At 67.7% G+C, this 16,541-nt stretch carries 18 protein-coding genes and 1 tRNA gene; 8 read left to right on the forward strand and 11 right to left on the reverse strand.

Annotated features, from left to right (window positions below; translation table 11 throughout):
• Positions 1-31: 31 nt before the first annotated feature.
• Together pth and BCM27_RS08065 are read right to left on the reverse strand one after the other, a co-directional pair.
• On the reverse strand, positions 32-598 hold the full coding sequence (gene pth / locus BCM27_RS08060) for an aminoacyl-tRNA hydrolase (protein ID WP_004022639.1): 567 nt from the start codon (positions 596-598) through the stop codon (positions 32-34).
• A 37-nt stretch (positions 599-635) separates the two neighbouring features.
• The gene (locus BCM27_RS08065; RefSeq protein WP_033203784.1) at positions 636-1,271 is read right to left on the reverse strand and encodes a 50S ribosomal protein L25/general stress protein Ctc; all 636 of its coding nucleotides are present in this window, start codon (positions 1,269-1,271) and stop codon (positions 636-638) included.
• Between the two features lie 235 nt (positions 1,272-1,506).
• Between BCM27_RS08065 and BCM27_RS08070 the strand changes: the two genes are divergently transcribed.
• On the forward strand, positions 1,507-1,968 hold the full coding sequence (locus tag BCM27_RS08070) for a limonene-1,2-epoxide hydrolase family protein (protein ID WP_033203655.1): 462 nt from the start codon (positions 1,507-1,509) through the stop codon (positions 1,966-1,968).
• Positions 1,969-1,986: 18 nt separating this feature from the next.
• On the opposite strand, the gene arsC is transcribed toward BCM27_RS08070, so the two are convergent.
• The 3 genes from arsC to glmU all read right to left on the reverse strand — a co-directional run bounded on the left by arsC (position 1,987) and on the right by glmU (position 5,104).
• Complete coding sequence (arsC, locus tag BCM27_RS08075) at positions 1,987-2,328, reverse strand: arsenate reductase (glutaredoxin) (RefSeq protein ID WP_033203654.1); 342 nt, start codon at positions 2,326-2,328, stop codon at positions 1,987-1,989.
• A 280-nt stretch (positions 2,329-2,608) separates the two neighbouring features.
• Entirely contained in the window at positions 2,609-3,586 is a 978-nt protein-coding gene (locus BCM27_RS08080; protein ID WP_004022643.1) for a ribose-phosphate diphosphokinase, read from the reverse strand.
• Between the two features lie 57 nt (positions 3,587-3,643).
• A complete protein-coding gene (glmU, locus tag BCM27_RS08085; protein WP_033203653.1) occupies positions 3,644-5,104 on the reverse strand; it encodes a bifunctional UDP-N-acetylglucosamine diphosphorylase/glucosamine-1-phosphate N-acetyltransferase GlmU in 1,461 nt (486 codons plus the stop codon).
• A 328-nt stretch (positions 5,105-5,432) separates the two neighbouring features.
• On the opposite strand from glmU, the gene fabG reads away from it, so the two are divergent.
• On the forward strand, positions 5,433-6,188 hold the full coding sequence (fabG, locus tag BCM27_RS08090) for a 3-oxoacyl-ACP reductase FabG (protein WP_004022645.1): 756 nt from the start codon (positions 5,433-5,435) through the stop codon (positions 6,186-6,188).
• Positions 6,189-6,300: 112 nt separating this feature from the next.
• Positions 6,301-6,372 (forward strand) — tRNA-Gln (locus BCM27_RS08095).
• A 66-nt stretch (positions 6,373-6,438) separates the two neighbouring features.
• Here the strand turns inward: BCM27_RS08095 and BCM27_RS08100 are convergent.
• Both BCM27_RS08100 and BCM27_RS08105 read right to left on the reverse strand, forming a co-directional pair.
• Positions 6,439-7,779 (reverse strand): NtaA/DmoA family FMN-dependent monooxygenase, encoded by a 1,341-nt coding sequence (locus BCM27_RS08100; protein WP_004022646.1) that lies wholly within the window; start codon positions 7,777-7,779, stop codon positions 6,439-6,441.
• Positions 7,776-8,948 (reverse strand): LLM class flavin-dependent oxidoreductase, encoded by a 1,173-nt coding sequence (locus BCM27_RS08105; protein ID WP_004022647.1) that lies wholly within the window; start codon positions 8,946-8,948, stop codon positions 7,776-7,778. The genes BCM27_RS08100 and BCM27_RS08105 overlap by 4 nt, the downstream gene beginning before the upstream one ends.
• Before the next feature lie 185 nt (positions 8,949-9,133).
• On the opposite strand from BCM27_RS08105, the gene BCM27_RS08110 reads away from it, so the two are divergent.
• The 3 genes from BCM27_RS08110 (at position 9,134) to BCM27_RS08120 (ending at position 11,058) form a co-directional block, all read left to right on the forward strand.
• Entirely contained in the window at positions 9,134-10,267 is a 1,134-nt protein-coding gene (locus BCM27_RS08110; RefSeq protein ID WP_004022648.1) for an LLM class flavin-dependent oxidoreductase, read from the forward strand.
• A gap of 10 nt (positions 10,268-10,277) precedes the next feature.
• Entirely contained in the window at positions 10,278-10,472 is a 195-nt protein-coding gene (locus BCM27_RS08115) for a hypothetical protein (RefSeq protein ID WP_033203652.1), read from the forward strand.
• Positions 10,473-10,548: 76 nt separating this feature from the next.
• Positions 10,549-11,058 (forward strand): pyridoxamine 5'-phosphate oxidase family protein, encoded by a 510-nt coding sequence (locus tag BCM27_RS08120; protein ID WP_004022649.1) that lies wholly within the window; start codon positions 10,549-10,551, stop codon positions 11,056-11,058.
• A 99-nt stretch (positions 11,059-11,157) separates the two neighbouring features.
• Here BCM27_RS08120 and BCM27_RS08125 read toward each other — a convergent pair whose 3' ends face one another.
• The 4 genes from BCM27_RS08125 to BCM27_RS08140 all read right to left on the reverse strand — a co-directional run bounded on the left by BCM27_RS08125 (position 11,158) and on the right by BCM27_RS08140 (position 14,946).
• Positions 11,158-12,093, reverse strand: coding sequence for a glycine betaine ABC transporter substrate-binding protein (locus tag BCM27_RS08125; RefSeq protein ID WP_373278302.1), 936 nt, complete (start codon positions 12,091-12,093; stop codon positions 11,158-11,160).
• Positions 12,094-12,158: 65 nt separating this feature from the next.
• The gene (locus BCM27_RS08130; RefSeq protein ID WP_004022651.1) at positions 12,159-12,977 is read right to left on the reverse strand and encodes an ABC transporter permease; all 819 of its coding nucleotides are present in this window, start codon (positions 12,975-12,977) and stop codon (positions 12,159-12,161) included.
• On the reverse strand, positions 12,974-14,305 hold the full coding sequence (locus BCM27_RS08135) for an ATP-binding cassette domain-containing protein (protein ID WP_004022652.1): 1,332 nt from the start codon (positions 14,303-14,305) through the stop codon (positions 12,974-12,976). Before BCM27_RS08135 ends, BCM27_RS08130 begins: the two co-directional genes overlap by 4 nt.
• The gene (locus BCM27_RS08140) at positions 14,302-14,946 is read right to left on the reverse strand and encodes an ABC transporter permease (protein WP_004022653.1); all 645 of its coding nucleotides are present in this window, start codon (positions 14,944-14,946) and stop codon (positions 14,302-14,304) included. Before BCM27_RS08140 ends, BCM27_RS08135 begins: the two co-directional genes overlap by 4 nt.
• 135 nt (positions 14,947-15,081) lie before the next feature.
• Between BCM27_RS08140 and BCM27_RS08145 the strand changes: the two genes are divergently transcribed.
• On the forward strand, positions 15,082-15,732 hold the full coding sequence (locus BCM27_RS08145) for a vitamin K epoxide reductase family protein (RefSeq protein ID WP_004022654.1): 651 nt from the start codon (positions 15,082-15,084) through the stop codon (positions 15,730-15,732).
• A gap of 19 nt (positions 15,733-15,751) precedes the next feature.
• A complete protein-coding gene (locus BCM27_RS08150; RefSeq protein WP_033203643.1) occupies positions 15,752-16,453 on the forward strand; it encodes a TetR/AcrR family transcriptional regulator in 702 nt (233 codons plus the stop codon).
• Positions 16,454-16,541: the final 88 nt, after the last annotated feature.

The raw sequence follows: 16,541 nt of genomic DNA on the forward strand, positions 1-16,541 counted from the left end.
TACGGCCGCGCGGCCGCCCGGTTGGCCGTCCTCACCAGGCGTGCACGGTGTTCTGCGCGGACTCCAGATCCTGTCCGAGCAGCAGTTCGACGGCGTCACAACCGTTCGCGATCAGGAGTTCGACCTCGTTGCGAGCCGAGGAGGGGAACGGCTTCAGCACGAAATCGGCGGGATCCTGACGGCCGGGCGGCCGGCCGATGCCGATGCGCACGCGCAGATAGTCGCGCGTGCCGAGTACCTGGCTGATCGACCGCAACCCGTTGTGGCCGCCCTCGCCGCCGCCCCGCTTCAGGCGGACGGCGCCGAAGTCGATGTCGAGTTCGTCGTGGACGACGATCAGATCGTCGACGGTCACGGAGTAGAACTTCGCGAGCGGGCCGATCTGGCGGCCGGACTCGTTCATATAGGTGCGAGGCTTGGCGACGAGAACCGACTGGCCGCCGAGGCGCACCTCGGCGACCTCGGCGCCGGACTTCTTGTGCACCTTCCAGCGCTCACCGGCCGAGGCGACGAGGCCGTCGGCGACCATCGCGCCGACGTTGTGCCTCGTCTTCTCGTACTTGGACCCGGGATTACCGAGTCCGACAATGATTTTCACTACTGCACTTCTCGAACCGAGTGGTCGAGGGTCGGGATCACTCCGACTCCGCGGCGGCTTCCTCGGTGGCCTCGGCTTCGCCCTCGGCGTCGGCCGAGCCGTCGGCCTCGGACTCGGTGGCGGCGAGCTGCGCCTCGGTGACCGACACGATGAGGGTCTCCGGATCGGCGGTGAGGGTCACGCCCTCCGGCAGGTCCAGATCGGCGGCGTGCACGGACAGGCCGACCTCGGCGTCCTCCACGCTGACGACGATCTGCTCGGGGATCGACAGGGCGTCGGCCTCGACCTCGACGACGCTCGCGTCCTGGACGACCAGGGTACCCGGAGCGGCATCGCCCTCGACGATGATCGCGATCTCGACGGTGACCTTCTCGCCGCGGCGGACGATCAGCAGGTCGGCGTGCTCGATGTAGTTGCGGATCGGGTGGACGTCGACCTGCTTGGTCAGCGCGAGCTGGCTGCTGCCCTCGATGTCGAGATCGATGACGGCGTTGAGGCCGCTGTTACGCAGGATCGCGGCGAACTCGCGAGCCGGGAGGTGCAGGTGCTGGGGATCGGTGCCGTGGCCGTACAGCACGGCGGGGACCTTGCCCTCGCGACGGGCGCGACGCGCCGCGCCCTTGCCCTTCTCGGTGCGGGTGCTGACGGACAGCTTGCTGGTCTGGGTGGCCATGATGGTCTCCTCGCGATCGGTGGGTGTGTTCGGTCGGCGTCGCGACGAGCGACACCGGGCACGAGGACCGACGCGGGCATCCATCCGCCCGTAGGGCGTGCAGAGTGCTGCGATGGCCGCGCCGATCACGGTGACTGGGTCACCCTCGCCGAGACAACGGCGACCAGAGTAGCCGATGACCAACCGGGATGTCACATCCCCCGCTGCCGACGCTGAGCTCGGGGATACTGCTGACATGACCTCACAGACGCCGATCGAGATCGTGACGACCCTGCTGACCGAGTTCGCGCGGGGCGACGTGCCCGCCGCACTGGAGACCATCGACGACGACATCGCCTACACGAACGTCTCGTTGCCGACGATCCGCGGGAAGCGGAAGGTGGCCGGCGTCCTGGGCGGGGTGGCGCGCAAGGACTCGGTGGGATTCAACTACCGGATGATCAACGTGAGTGCCGACGACACCGGTGTGGTGCTGACCGAGCGGGTCGACGAACTCCGATTCGGTCGGCTGCACCTGCAGTTCTGGGTGTGCGGTCGCTTCGAGGTGCGGGAGGGCCGGATCACGGTGTGGCGGGACTACTTCGACTACTTCGACATGACCAAGGCACTGGTGCGCGGGGTCGCGGCTCTGGCCGTGCCCACGGTGCAGCGTCCACTGCCCGTGCCGGCGGTCTCGGCCCGACCCGCACCCGCCTGACCCGGCCGCTGCCGGCGGTCAGAGGATCTCGTCGAGTTTGTCGATGGGCCGCGGGATGCGAGTGCCCTTGTCGGTCACGACGATCGGGCGTTCGACGAGGATGGGGTGCTCGACCATCGCGTCGAGGATCTGATCGTCGGTGGCCGAGGCGAGATCGAGTTCCTTGTAGAGCGCCTCGCGTGTCCGGACGGCCTGCTTGGGTGTGATCCCGGCGTCGGCGAACAGCTCGACGAGTTGCTCGCGGCTGTACGGCTCGTCGAGGTATTTGACGATGGTCGGCTCGATGCCGGCGTCGCGGAGCGCCTGGAGCGCCTTCCGCGAGGTCGAACACTTCGGGTTGTGATAGATCGTCGCGTCCACGGGTGACACGGTACCCGGCGGATCTCCGCCTGCTCCCCGAGGAGCGCCGATCCCTCTGCTCCCTGAGGTGCACCGATCCCTCTGCTCCCTGGGGAGCGCCGATCCCTCTGCTCCCTGAGGTGCACCAATCCCTCTGCTCCCTGAGGTGCGAGGAGCGCAAGCGACGAGCCTCGAAGGGCTGGCAACTCGTGCTACGGAGCCCTTCGAGGCTCGCTTCGCTCGCACCTCAGGGAGCGGGGAGGCTCGCTTCGCTCGCACCTCAAAGAGCGGGGGAGGGGGCTCAGGCGATGCCGTCGAACAGGCTTGTGACAGAGCCGTTCTCGAAGACCTCGCGGATCGTCTGCGCGAGCAGGGGAGCGATCGAGAGGACGGTGAGGTTCTCGAACCGCTTCTCCGCCGGGATCGGCAGGGTGTCGGTGGCGATGACTTCCTTGGCACCGCAGCTCGCGAGACGCTCGGCCGCGGGGTCGGAGAACACGCCGTGTGTGGTGGCGATGATGACGTCGCCGGCACCGGCGTCCTTGAGGACGCGCACCGCGCCGGCGATGGTGCCGCCGGTGTCGATCATGTCGTCGATCAGGATGCAGGTCCGGCCCTCCACCTCGCCGACGACGCGGTTCGACTTGACCTGGTTCGGTACGAGCGGATCACGGGTCTTGTGGATGAACGCGAGCGGGGCGCCACCGAGGGTGTCGGCCCACTTCTCGGCGACCCGCACGCGACCGGAGTCGGGGGACACCACGGCGATGTTGTCGGTGCCGTACTTGCCCCGGATGTACTCGGCGAGCTGGCCCTGCGCGTGCATGTGGTCGACGGGGCCGTCGAAGAATCCCTGGATCTGATCGGTGTGCAGGTCGACCGTGATGATCCGGTCGGCGCCCGCGGTCTTGAGCAGGTCGGCGATGAGGCGGGCCGAGATGGGCTCGCGACCGCGGTGCTTCTTGTCCTGGCGGGCGTACGGGTAGAAGGGGAGGATGACGCTGATGCGCTTCGCCGAACCGCGCTTGAGGGCGTCGATCATGATGAGCGCCTCCATGACCCACTGATTCAGCGGGTACGGGCAGCTCTGCAGGACGAACGCGTCCGAGCCGCGCACGGAGTCCTCGAAACGGACGAACAGCTCACCGTTGGCGAAGTCGCGGGCGGTCTGCGGCGTGACCTTGATGCCCAGTTCGTCGGCGACGGCTTCGGCGAGTTCGGGATGGGCACGACCAGAGAACAGCATCAGGTTCTTCTGGTTGTCAGTGGTCCAGGTCATGAAAACTCTTCTGTTCGTGTCGTTTCGGATCTGCAGGGTCGAGCACGGGTCGGGGTGTCAGGCCGTCCCGGAGTCGTTCTCGCGTGCGTCGAGGGCCGCCCGCGCCGCCGCGGTGTCGGGCCGCTTGCGCACGACCCAGTCCTCGATGACGCGTTGTTCTCCCGCCGAGACCGCGAGGGCCCCCGGCGGTACATCTTGCCGCACGACGGTTCCGGCGCCGGTGTACGCCCCGTCGCCGACGGTGACCGGGGCGACGAACATGTTGTCCGAGCCCGTGCGGCAGTGGTCGCCGATCACCGTGCGGTGCTTGGCGACTCCGTCGTAGTTGACGAAGACGCTCGACGCACCGATGTTGGAGTGCTCGCCGATGGTGGCGTCGCCGACGTAGGTGAGGTGCGGGATCTTCGATCCGTCGCCGATGGTCGCGTTCTTGGTCTCGACGAACGTGCCGATCTTGCCCGCGACCCCGAGAGCCGTCCCGGGACGAAGGTAGGCGAACGGACCGACGGTGGCGTCGGCACCGATGACCGCGTCGCTGCCGTGCGTCCGGATCACCTGCGCACCCGCTCCGACGGTGACGTCGGTGAGAGTCGTGTCGGGTCCGATCACGGTGTCGGCGGAGAGGTGTGTACGACCGTGCAGCTGTGTGCCGGGCCGGATCTGCGCATCGGGCTCGATGGTGACGTCGATGTCGATCCACGTGGTCGCCGGGTCGACCACGGTCACCCCGTCGAGCTGATGACGACGGATGATGCGTCGGTTCAGTTCGGCGCCGAGCGCGGAGAGTTGAGCGCGGTCGTTGCACCCGGCCACGAGTACCGGATCGGCGACCGTGTGTCCGCGGACCGCCCGCCCCTCGCCGCGGGCGATCTCGACGATGTCGGTCAGGTAGTACTCGCCCTGCACGTTGTCCGTCGAGAGCTTCGACAGACCGACGCGCAGCGCGGCGGCGTCGAAGGCGTACACGCCGGCGTTCACCTCGGTGATCGCCCGCTGGTCGGGGGTCGCGTCCTTGTGTTCGATGATTGCCGCGACGGCGTCCCCGTCGCGGATGATGCGTCCGTATCCGGTCGGGTCGTCGGCAACGAAGCTCGTCAGCGTGACGGCGGCCCCGCCGCCGTCGAGGTGGGTGTCCACGAGGGCGCGCAGGGTGTCGGCGTCGAGGAGTGGGACGTCGGCGGCGGTGACGATGACGGTGCCGTCGAAATCCTCGGGGAGCGCGCTGAGTCCGACCCGGGCGGCGTCGCCGGTTCCGCGCGGCGAGTCCTGCTCGGCGATGCCGACCTCGACACCCAGGAGCGCGGCGATCTCACCGATGGCCGCCGTCACCCGTTCGCGTTCGTGGCTGACGACCGCAACCAGGTGCTCGGGTCCGATTCCTGCCGCGCCGTGCAACGCGTGGCCGACGAGGGACCGTCCGGCGATGGTGTGGAGGATCTTCGGGGTCTTGGACTTCATGCGGGTACCGGCGCCCGCGGCCAGGACGATCACGGCCACGGATGGCGACGTTCCCGTCATCGAATGCCCACCCTCTTCCTGATCGGTTACTGCCACGATCATGTCTCCTCGACGGCGCCGACGGGGGTCGCTGACCCGGCCCGCGGTCGCACGTCGGGTGCGATCCTACGCATCGGTGCCCCACGGCCGAAATGCAGCGCGCTGTTTGTGCCCGATCCTCCCGACGGGGCCTGATAGAACACATAGGGACCGCGAACGCCGAGCGATCAATCGGTAGATCCTGCTGATGTCCCGTTGACTGTCACCGACGGATCAGGGTGGGTGCGGGAGCGAGAACCAAGCGCGCCGGAGTTGTCCGGTTCGTGAAACGACCACACGGAGGTAATGAATGAGCACGCAGAAGACGGCGATCGTCACCGGGGCGGCACGGGGGATCGGCGCGGCCGTGGCCAGGCGTCTGGCCGACGACGGACTGGCGGTGGCCGTCCTGGACCTCGACGCCGACGCCTGCGCCGACACCGTCAAGGCCATCACCGACGGCGGTGGCAAGGCCATCGCGGTGGGTGCCGACGTCGCCGACGAGGCCTCGGTGAACGCCGCGGTCGAGAAGGTCGTCGCCGAACTCGGCAAGCCGACGGTGGTCGTCAACAACGCGGGCATCACCCGTGACAACCTCCTGTTCAAGATGACTGTCGACGACTGGGACGCGGTCATGGCGGTTCACCTTCGCGGCGCGTTCAACGTCACCAAGGCTGCTCAGAAGTACATGGTCGAGGCGGAGTGGGGACGCATCGTGAACCTGTCGAGCACCTCGGCCCTGGGCAACCGCGGCCAGGTCAACTACTCGGCGGCGAAGGCGGGCATGCAGGGATTCACCAAGACCCTCGCGATCGAGCTCGGCCGGTTCGGCGTGACCGCCAACGCCATTGCACCCGGATTCATCGAGACCGAGATGACCGCGGCGACCGCCGAGCGCGTCGGTGTGCCCTTCGAGGACTTCAAGCGCGCCGCAGCGGGCCAGATTCCGGTCAACCGTGTCGGTGTGCCCGAGGACATCGCGCACACCGCGTCGTTCTTCATCAGTGAGGGTGCGGGCTTCGTGTCCGGCCAGGTCGTCTATGTGGCCGGCGGCCCCAAGGACTGATCGGTCTCAGGCCTCGTTTCGACGACGCGATCCCGACCGGAGGCGCGTCGTCGAAACGAGGTCGCGCCGACGTGAGTGCCGCGGTGCTGTGGCACAATCGTCAGCGCAGTGATCCGCCATGGTGTAATCGGCAACACTCCTGATTTTGGTTCAGGCATTCTAGGTTCGAGTCCTGGTGGCGGAGCTCATGAGTCGAGGCGCGCTGGAGCCGTCCTGAGGTGCCCGGCAAGCGACGGGGTCCTGACGAGGCTCAGCCCGCCGGATGCGCCAGCCCCAGATTGTCCCGCAGCGTGGTGCCCTCGTAGTCGATGCGATACACGCCGAGTTCTTGCAGGACCGGCACCACCTCGTCGACGAACCGGTCGAGCCCGCCGGGCACGATGTGGGGCACGAGGATGAAGCCGTCGGCGACGTCGGCCTGCACGAAGTCGTTGATCGTGTGCGCGACGGTCAGAGGCGAGCCGACGAATGACTGGCGGCCGGTGACCTCGATGATGAGTTCACGCGTCGTCAGGTTCTTCGCCTCGGCGAGGTCGCGCCACTCGCGGGCGACGGCGACCGGGTCGCGGTGCATACGCACGCTCGCTCGTCCCTTCGCGACCGTGTTCTCGCCCGGGACCGGATCCTCCTGCGGGAGCGGGCCGTCGGGGTCGTGGGCGGAGAGATCGCGGTTCCACAACTGCTCCAAGAACTTGATCGCCGTCTGCCCGCTGACCTGCTGCAGGCGCACCTCGTGGGCGAGTTCGGCGGCCTGCGCGTCGGTGTCGCCGACGACGAACGTGGCGGCGGGCAGCACCAGGAGTTCCTCGGGACGCCGGCCGTGGGAGGCGAGCCGCCGCTTGACATCGGTGTAGAAGTCTCGCCCCGCGTCGTAGGTGGCGTGCCGGGAGAAGATGGCGTCGGCGGTCGCGGCCGCGAACTCCCGTCCCTCATCGGAGTCCCCGGCCTGGAAGATGACCGGCCTACCCTGCGGCGGACGAGGGGTCGGAAAGTGCCCGTGGATGTCGAATTGCGAACTCGTGAAGTCGAATTTGCCGGCCTCCTCACGAGCCAGGAACCGGCCGCTCGAGGTGTCGGCAAGCACGTCATCGTCGCGCCACGAGTCCCACAGCGTCGCCGCGGCGGTGAGGAATTCCTTGGCGCGTGCATAGCGCTGGTCCTCGGGCAGATAGCCCCCGCGACGGAAGTTCTCGCCGGTGAACTCGTCCCACGAGGTCACCACATTCCAGGCCGCGCGTCCGGCGGACAGATGGTCGAGGGTGGCGAATTGCCGTGCGACGTCGACGGGTTCGTTGAAGGTCGAGTTGATGGTGCCGGTCAGGCCGAGGTGGGTGGTCACCGCGGCCAGGGCGGACAGGACGGTGAACGTGTCCGGTCGCCCGACCACGTCGAGGTCGTAGATCAGCCCGTTCTGCTCGCGGAGTCGCAGGCCTTCGGCGAGGAAGAAGAAGTCGAACTTCCCGCGCTCGGCGGTCTGGGCGAGATGGACGAATGAGTCGAACTCGATCTGGCTGCCCGACGCCGGGTCGCTCCACACCGTGGTGTTGTTGACCCCGGGGAAGTGTGCGGCGAGATGCACCTGCTTGGTCATGCGACACCGGCCTTTCCAGTGGCGAATCGGTTGGACGGGCGGTCGAGGCCGAGGTGTCCGCGCAGCGTCGACTCGGTGTATCCGGAACGAAAGAGGTTGCGGCGTTGCAGTTCCGGTACGAGCCCTTGCGTGATCGCGCGTAGGTCCTCGGACAAGGCGGCCGGGTGCAGCCGGATACCGCTGATTCCCGCCACCGCCGCCCAGCGTTCGATCTCGTCGGCGAGTCCGGTCGGTGTACCGGTGAACGCAGCACTGTCGGGTGTGAACGGTTCACCGGCCCAGTCGTCCAGTTGGGCCCGGCGCCCTTCCGCCTCCTCGTCCGATGCGGCCAGCACCACGGACAGGTCGACGAACAACAGCGCGGGATCGTCGATCTCGCGACCGGCGTCCGAATGGGCGGCACCCACGGCGTCCACCGCGCGCACGGCGTCGTCGACATCGCGGGGGCTGATGAACCCGACATCGGCACCCCGCCCGATCACCTGTAGGTCGGTGGGATGTGCGCCGGTCGCGGCGACGACCGGCCGCCCCTGCGGCGGGCGCGGGGTGATGGCGGGGCCCCGCACCGAGAAATGGTCCCCGGCGAAGTCGATGTAGTGCAGCTTGTCTCGGTCGACGAAGCGGCCGGTCGCGACGTCGCGGATCTCGGCGTCGTCCTCCCACGAATCCCAGAGCAGTCCGAGCACGGTCGCGAAATCCAGTGCCTCGGAGGCGAGGTCGGCGAGCACCGCCGGGTCGTCGGGGAAACTCCGCCTGCCGAACAGGGCGGCCTCGGCCGGGTCCGCGGTGGTGCGCAGGACGACTCCGGCACGGCCGTTGCTGACGTAGTCGAGGGTCGCGATCGCCTTGGAGACGTGGAACGGCTCGGTGTGGGTGACCGTCGCCGTCGGGATCAGCCCGATCGAGCGGGTCGTGGGTGCGAGACGGGAGGCGAGCAGTAGCGAGTCGAGTCCACCGGTTGCCCGGTCGGTACGCGGGCGCACGCGGTGCAGGGCAAACGAATCCGCGAAGGTGACGAAGTCGAGCAACCCGGTTTCGGCCTCTGAAATCAGTCGCTGCCAGTGTGCCGCCGTCGTCAGGGTGTGTGGCTGGGCCCCGGGCGCGCGCCACGCACCCGGATGCGACCCCGAACCGTCGAGCGCCACGGCAACATGCACGTGTTCGGCCATCGAGTCCTCCCTCAGTCGTGTCGTGGATGTCTGTCCCCGTCTCGAACGGTGGCGGGAAGCCGGGGATTCCGGGACCCGATCATCGGATCGTGGTGGGTCAAACCCTTCCGATCTGCCGCCGACCACGCTTCGGTGATCAGGATGAGGCGTGTTCGGCGGAGGACTCGAGACGGTCAGGGAGAGGCATGACAGACAAGGAACCGATACCGCTGTCGGTGCTCGACCTCGCGCCGGTCACCGAGGGGAGTGACGCCGCGACGGCAGTGCGTCGCAGCGTTGCGCTGGCCCAGCACGCCGAACGCCTGGGATACCGGCGGTTCTGGCTCGCCGAGCATCACTTCGTCGCGGTCGCCAGTTCGTCGACGACCACCCTCATCGGGCTGATCGCCGGCGCGACCGAGTCCATCCGGGTGGGGTCGGCGGCGGTACAGAGCGGACTGCACACCCCGGTGTCGATCGTGGAGGCATTCGGGACGATCGACGCGCTGTACCCCGGCCGGCTGGACCTCGGCCTCGGCCGGTCCGCTCAACGTCGCACCGAGTTGTCGACCGCTGACCCGCAACCGGCACCCCGCGAGCCGGCACCCCGACAGCCCGACGAGATCATCGACGGCCTGCTCATCCCGACGCCGTTCCCCGTCGAGTCGGTCCTGAACGCACCGCGGGTCGTCGCCGCGTTCGAGGCGTCGCAGTTCGACGGTGCGTCACCGCCGGACTTCGACGACGCCGTCGGCGACGTCCTCGCACTCTTGTCCGGCGACTTCGTTCACCACGACGTTGCACTGACCGCTGTGCCCGGACGCGGTGCGGACGTGGCGATCTGGATCTTCGGGAGCAGCAAGGGGCAGAGTGCCCAGACCGCGGGGGCGCGTGGCCTGCCGTTCGTGGCCAACTATCACGTCAGCCCGAGCACGGTTCTCGAGGCCGTCGAGGCGTATCGCAGCGCCTTCCGCCCGTCGTCGGTCCTGGCCGAACCCTATGTCGTCGTATCCGCGGATGTCGTTGTCGCCGAGGATGAGCCGACCGCACGTCACCGCGCGTCCACCTACGGACACTGGGTGCACGGCATCCGGAGCGGGGCAGGCGCGCAACCGTATCCGGACCCGGATACGGCACGTCCCCTCGACGACGGTGCGCGCGTTCTCGTCGACGATCGGGTGCGAACCCAGTTCGTCGGTGATCCCCAGACCGTGGTGGACGGTCTGCGGACACTGGCCCGGGTGACCGGCGCCGACGAGTTGTTGGTCACCAGCGTCACGCACGACTTCGACCATCGCTTGATCTCGCACGAATTGCTCGCCACCGCGTGGGGATTGTGAGGGCAGTGACGTGACCGGTTTCGCGACAGCGGGTTTCGGGAGGCGCGCGGGCGTGCTGGCGTCGTTGAACGCCGTATGTGCGGGCATCGGACGCCGTGTCGACGTCGACCTCCTCGCCGCCGGCGCGGCTCTGCATCCCGAGGCGCCGCCACTGGGTCTGCCGCTCCAGACAGCAAGAACGGTCGGCCGCGAACAGCCCTCGTAGCCGGCTTCCGGTGGCACCATGGGGTTCCTCGGTGACGACGGTCGTCGCCGGTGAACGGCCACGAGGAACTATCACCATGTACGAGACCCCGGACGAACTCCGCGACCTCCAGACGCTTCTCGACGCGTCCCTTTCCCGATCGACCGACCACCTCCGGTCCATCATCAATACCGAGAACACCGTCGACGCAACCCAATTGACCGAGATCCTGACCGGCATGCGAGTGCTTGCGCTCTCGACGGTGACCGCATCGGGTGAACCGCGGATCAGTGCCGTCGACGGTCATTTCCTCCACGGCAAGTGGGTCTTCGGGACCGCGCGCACCGCCGCGAAGGCCCAGCACCTCCAGACACGTCCGGCCGCCAGCGCCGCGCACATCCAGGGCGAAGAACTCGGCGTGTTCACGCACGGGACGGTCGAGATCCTCAATCCGCTGGACGGTCCTCGCGCCGATGACTGGCCCGAGCTGGTGGCGCACTTCAAGAAGATCTACGGCGACGACGCCTTCGACTGGGACGTCGAAGTCATCTACTTCCGATTGCACCCGCACTGGATGACGGTGTACGCCCCGAACCCGTCTCGTTGACTGTGGTCGAAAATCGTTGACTGTGCGTCGGTCGAACGTGGGACGCACAGTCGACGGATATAGACGCACAGTCGACGGATGTAGACGCACAGTCGACGGTCAGTCCACCGGGACGATGAACCCCTCGTCCTTGAGCCAGTTGTACGCGACGTCGGACGGGTCGGCCCCGTCGATGTCGATGAGCCCGTTCAGTTCCTGCATGAGCGGATCGGTCAGCTTGGCCGATACCGGCGCCATGAGTTCGGCGATCTCCGGATTGGCCTCGTTGAGGCCGGTGTTGACGACGACGCACCCGCTGTAGGGGAGGAAGAATTTGCGGTCGTCCTCCAGGACGACGAGATCGAGGTTCTTGATGCGGCCGTCGGTGGAGTACACCATGCCGAAGTTGCAGGGTTCGCTGCGTGCGGTCGAGGTGTAGACGACACCGGAATCCATGGTGGTCACGTTGCCCTTGGGCACGCCGCCCGGGGCGCCGAGCGGGATGTCGTAGGCCTCCAGCATCGGGATGAAACCGTCGGCGCGCGAGAGGAACTCGTCGTTGATGCAGAACGTCCGCTCGGACTCGGGCAGCTTGGCGATGTCGGACATCGTGCGGACGTTCAGTCTCTTGGCGGTGGGCGAGGAAGCCGCGAACGCGTAGGTGTTGTTGAAGTTCGACGGCGGCAGCCACTCGACGCCGTTGGCGCGTTCGGCGTCCCGGACGCGTTCGTAGAGCTGTTGCGGGTCGGAGATCGTCTCGGTCTCGCCGAGGTAGGTCTGCCACGCCGTGCCGGTGTACTCCCAGACGATGTCGGCGTCGCCGTTGAGGACCGCCTGTCGCGACGACATCGAACCAGGCGCGTTGGTCAGGTCGTCGACGTCGGCCCCGGCTGCAGCCAGGTAGGTCGCGGTGATCTTGCCGAGCAGGACCTGTTCGGTGAAGTTCTTCGACGTCACCGCGATCGACGTCCCTTCGAGCGGACGTTCGCCGCCGGGAAGGGAGGCGGGACGGAAGGTTCCGGACGAACTGACCAGCCCGCACGCCGACAGTGTCATCACCAGGGCGGCGGACGCGGCCAGGAGAGTGAGTGCGCGCGAGCGGGACAGGCGTGACCGAGCCATCATGCGATCCCCCGTGGTGTGGCGGCGAGTTCGACGAGGCGACCGAGCCAGTCGATCGTCATGGCGAGCAGGGCGACCAGGATCGCGCCCGACACCAGCAGCTTGGGCAGGAACAGCGTGATGCCGGTGGTGATGAGCGTGCCCAGGCTGTTCGCGCCGATGAACGTGCTGAGGGTGGCGGTACCGACGAGGATGACCAGCGCGGTCCGCACCCCGTTCAGGATGACGGGTACGGCGAGGGGGAGTTCGACCTGGACGAGGGTCCGGACGGCCGACAGGCCGATGCCCCGGGAGGCCTCGACCGTCCGCTGGTCGACCTGCCGCAGTCCGACGATGGTGTTCTGCAGGATCGGGAGCACCGCGTAGACGACCAGACCGACGATGGCGGTGGTGAAACCGGTGCCGAGCCAGAACGTGAAGAGCACCAGGAGCCCGATCGCCGGCGCCGCCTGCCCGATGTTGGCGATGTTGACGGCGATGGGGTTCAGCCACCGGAGGGACGGCCGGGTGAGCGCGATGCCCAGCGGAATGGCGATCAGGACGACGATGATCGTCGCGACGAGTGTCAGCTGGATGTGATCGAGGATGGTGGCGCGCAGCGCGGGCCACGACATCGACGCGCTCTCCGTGGTGGTGAACGTCGTGTTCGCGTACCAGATGACGAAACCGACGCCGACGACCACGATCACCAGCGGCTCGAACCAGACGTCGATCGGGATGCGGGCGAGACGGCGTCGAAATCCCTTCGGGACGGATTCCGGCGCAGGCGGTTTCGCGGTCTCGGTGATCCTCGCCTCTTCGGCGATGAAACCCGTCACCGGTCGGCGCTCGTCTCGGGAGCGCCGACCGCGGCGGTTCCGGTGCCGGGATTGGTGTCCTCGAAGCCGGGTTCGTCGTCGGCGGCGACGACCGGGGTCTCGACGGGTGCCGATCCCTCGGCGTGGTCGAGGTAGCCGCCGTGATCGTCGTCGTCGCGAACGGTCGCGAGCTGTCCGCGGATCGCTTCCATCACCGACGCGATGTTCAGGGCACCGACGACCGCGCCGCGCCCGTCGGTCACGAGCACGCCACCCTGACTGGTCGCGAGCATCGAGTCGAGGGCGTCGTTCAGCGTCGAGGACTTGGCGACGACGGGCAGCCGGTGATCGAGGTAGTCCGAGACCTCCGGCTTGGCGCGGATCTCCTCGACCGACGGCCAGGCGCGTGGGCGGCCGTGCTGATCGACCACGGCGACCCAGTCCTCGCCGGCCGCCTTCGCGCGCGACACGACGGCGCCGGACGCTTCTCCGACCTGGGCGGTGACGACCTCGCGGAAGTCGACGTCGCGGACGCGGGTCAGGGTCAGGTGGGCGAGGGTCGCGCCCGAACCCACGAACTCCTCGACGAAGGGGCTCGCCGGATTGGCGAGGATCTCCTCCGGGGGAGCGAACTGCTCGATGTGGCCGCCCTCGGAGAGAATCAGCACCTTGTCGCCGAGTTTGGTCGCCTCCTCGAAATCGTGGGTGACGATGACGATGGTCTTGGCCAGCTCGTGCTGGATCGCGATCAGCTTGTCCTGCAGACGAGCCCGGGTGATCGGGTCGACGGCGCCGAACGGCTCGTCCATCAGGAGGACCGGCGGGTCGGCGGCGAGGGCGCGGGCGACGCCCACGCGCTGTTGCTGGCCGCCGGACATGTCCTTGGGGAGCCGGTCGGCGAAAGTGGCGGATTCGAGACCGACGAGGTCGAGCAGGTACTCGGTGCGTTCGGCGATGCGCTTCTTGTCCCAGTTGAGGATTCGGGGGATGGCGCCGACGTTCTTGCTCACCGACCAGTGCGGGAAGAGTCCCCCGGACTGGATGACGTAGCCGATGGACTGACGAAGCTTGTCCGGATTCTCCGCGGTGACGTCGCGCCCGCCGATGTAGATGCGACCCTCGGTGGGTTCGATGAGCCGGTTGATCATCTTCAGGGTCGTCGTCTTGCCGCATCCGGACGGGCCGACGAAGGCGACGATGTCGCCGGCGTCGATCTCGAGGTCGAGGCGTGCGACGGCCGGGGTCGTGGTGCCGCGGTAGCGCTTCACCACACCGTCGAGCCGGATGGACTCGCCGGTGACGCTGCGGTTGTCGCCGTTCGGCGCGGACGAGGTGGCGGAGTCGGTCATGAGAGTCCCTTGGAGATGGTGAGTCGGCCGAGCAAGACCAGCAGAGCGTCGAAGACGAGGGCGATGATGACGATCAGAATCGTTCCGGCAAGGGCCATTTCGAGAGCATTGGCGCCGCCCAGGCGGGAAAGCCCGTTGAAGATGAGCGATCCCAGGCCGGGGCCGAGAACGTAGGCGACGATCGCCGCCACACCGACGATCATCTGCGTCGACACCCGGATACCGGTCAGGATCACCGGCCAGGCGATCGGCAGCTCTACGGTGAGCAGGATCCGCCACCTCGAAAGCCCGATCCCGCGGGCGGATTCGACGACGGACGGCGGCACGGAGCGTAGTCCGACCACCGCGTTGCCGATGACCGGCAGCGTGGCGAAGAACGCGAGCATCAGAAACGACGGCGTCACACCGAGTCCGAAGGGCACGATCAGCAGTGCGAGCAGTGCCAGCGACGGAATGGTCAGCGCCACACGGCTCGACGTCAGCGTCAGCGCGCTCGCCAGGGGGAGCCGGTAGACGACGGCGGCGATGAGGATGGCCACGGCCGTACCCACGAGCACTGTCTGGAACGACAGCGACGCGTGCTGATAGGTCAGAAAAGTGAGTGATCGCGCGTTCTCGCTGAGGTAATCCCACAATTGCACTGTCGGTGTCCCATCCCCGGTGTCTGGCTCGACATTACGCACGGAACAACGAGACTGCCGACATTTGGACCGATCCAGTGTGACTTTCGCGCGTCCGGGGTCGAAGTCCGCCCGAAGCGGTGCCATCCTGGACGGGTGAGTGACAGTGCGCTGACCAGTTCGGAGGCCGGGCCCGACGACGACCGGGCCCACCTGGCCGAGGCCGTGCGTTCGTGGACGCGAATCGTCGCCTGGCTGCTGAGTGTCGGCGGGGCCATCGGGTTCGTCGCCGCGTTCGTGCTGACCGTGGAACGGTTCGAACTGGCCGCCGACCCCGACTACGTGCCGTCCTGCAACTTCAATCCCGTGCTGAGCTGCGGTTCGGTGATGGCCGAGCCGCAGGCGGCGCTCTTCGGCTTCCCGAACCCGTTGCTCGGCATCGCCGGTTTCGCGGTCGCGGTCACGACCGGGATGGCGCTGCTGGCCGGGGCCCGCCTCGCGGGGTGGTACTGGGCGGGGCTGCAGGTCGGGGTCACCGCCGCCATGGTGTTCATCGGGTGGCTCATCTACTCGAGCCTGTACTCGATCGGGGCGTTGTGCCCCTACTGCATGGTGGTGTGGGCGGTCACCCTGCCGATCTTCGTCTTCGTCAGTGTGCGCAACGCGCATGCGAGTGGTCTCACCTCGCGTTCGCGCCTCGCGCTGGTCCTCGCGCGCAATCACGCCCCGATCCTCGTCGTGGGCGTCGGCCTCGTGATCGTGCTGATCGCGGTCCGGTTCTGGTCGTACTGGTCGAGCCTGTACTGATCCCCACTACGCTGGGCCCATGGCTATCGGGCGTCCAGCGGAGGGTTCGGCCGAGGTGCAGCGCGCGCCCCGGGCGAGGATGACGGGCGCGCAGCGGCGATTGCAGCTCATCGAAGTCGCTCGGGGTCTGTTCGCCGAGCGCGGTTTCGAGGGCACGTCGATCGAGGAGATCGCGCAGCGGGCCGGCGTCTCGAAGCCGATCGTGTACGAGCACTTCGGCGGCAAGGAGGGGCTGTATGCGGTCGTCGTGGACCGCGAGATGGAGACCCTGCTCGAGATGGTCACCTCGTCGCTCTCGAAGAACCGGTCGCTCTACCGCATCCAGCAGGTGGCTCTCGCGCTGCTGACGTACATGGAGGAGCGCACGGACGGCTTCCGCATCCTGGTCCGCGGCGACAGCACCGCCAGCACCGACGAGACGGCCACGTATTCGAGTCTCCTGAACGATGCGATCAGCCAGGTCGAGCACATCCTCGCCAACGACTTCGAACGACGCGGTTTCGATCCCACACTCGCCCCGCTCTACGCCCAGGCGCTCGTCGGGATGGTGTCGGTCACCGCGCAGTGGTGGCTCGATGTCCGCGAGCCGCCGAAGGAGGTCGTGGCCGCTCACCTGGTCAACCTGTGCTGGAACGGGCTGACGCGGCTCGACCCGGATCCCACCCTGGTCGGGCCTGACTACGTGGAATCGCTGAAGCGGACGAGGGTCGACGACGCCTGACCGACGCGCAACTATGGTTGATTCACTCTGCGTCCCCCGGCCGGAAGGATCACCCTGATGTCGACCCCCGGTGCCGACCGGCCGAACC

The organism is Gordonia terrae (assembly GCF_001698225.1).
GTDB lineage: Bacteria > Actinomycetota > Actinomycetes > Mycobacteriales > Mycobacteriaceae > Gordonia > Gordonia terrae.